Genomic DNA, 1,186 nt, shown 5'->3' with positions numbered 1-1,186 from the left:
CAGGCCCGCGTAGACGGCCCCCATACCGCCCGCCCCGACGCGGCCGACCACGCTGTAGCCGCCGATGCGCTCGGGGTCGGACCCGGTGGGCGGTTCCACGCCGGGGGGAAGCCGTTTCCGGTCGAAGGCGGGAGTGGTCGCTGTGGTCAACGTGGGCCCTTCCTGGGGGTTGGGGGTCGAAGGCGGTGGGCGCGGCTCAGGAGAACGGGTCGGACTCCTGGTACGCGCAGCTGTTGACGGGGACGCCGTCCACCAGGGCGGCGTCGTGCGGGGCGAGCCCCGGCGAGTCGGTGAAGCCGGGGTAGGACTGCTCGTCGCCCGGGTTCGGTGCCACGTGGCAGAAGCCGCCGGGGTAGCCGGGGGCGATCCGCTGCTCCTCGTCCAGGGCCTCGGCGGGCAGGTAGTAGAAGACGCCGAAGGTGACGGCGCCGACGATCGTCACGGTGAACTCGGCCACGGGGTTGTCCGGGTCGAGTTCGGCGAGCACGCCCCGGCTGCCGGGCCGGGAGAAGTCGAGGTGGTCCTGCTCGGGGGTGATCTGGCTCACCCAGGCGAAGTCGTCGTTGTGGATGCTCAGGCCGCCGAAGTCGGGGAGGTACTCGGCGGTGGCCGTGACGGTGATCGAGTTGGTGAAGCGCTCGCCGCGGGTGAGGGTCAACCGCAGCTGGTCCAGTGCCTCGCCCTCCCCCTCCGCGGGTTCGAGCGTGCGGACCAGTTGGGCGCTGTCGCCGGGGACGGACTCCACGGCCGCGGTCCCGGTGGCGTACAGGTCCCGGTACTCGGCGGGCACGTCCTCCCACGCGCCGCCCTGTCCCGCGCCGTCGCCGTCGGCGGTGTCCGGGGCGGAGGTGCCGCCGCCGGTCGCCGCGGGCCCCTCGTCCCCGCCCCCGGAGAGGGCGGTCAGCCCCGTTCCGGCCAGCAGGGCGAGCGCGAGTCCGGCCGCGCCGAGCGCCAGGGGCCGCTGGTTGCGGCGCGCCCAGGAGCGCCGGGGCGGGGCGTGGAAGCGCCAGAGGTCGGTCCGGCCGTCGTCGGGGGCGACGGCGCCGGTCCAGGCCCGGGCCACGAGCCGGGGAAGGTCCGCGCCGGGGTCCGTACCGGGGCCGGTGGCAGAGCCCCCGGAAGCGCCCGCCGGAGCGGCACCGGCCGTGGGCGCGCCCGCCGGAGGAACGTCGGCCCCGGGAACGTC

At 76.1% G+C, this 1,186-nt stretch carries 1 pseudogene; it reads right to left on the bottom strand.

What is annotated here, in order from left to right:
- Positions 1-196: 196 nt before the first annotated feature.
- Positions 197-1,186 (bottom strand): annotated as a pseudogene (locus tag DQW06_RS28655) (serine/threonine protein kinase); the annotation flags it as partial.

Source organism: Nocardiopsis sp. TNDT3 (assembly GCF_003427465.1).
Classification (GTDB): Bacteria; Actinomycetota; Actinomycetes; order Streptosporangiales; family Streptosporangiaceae; genus Nocardiopsis; species Nocardiopsis dassonvillei.
The sequence above is the reverse complement of the archived record's forward strand: the minus strand, read 5'-3'. Positions and strand labels throughout refer to the sequence as shown.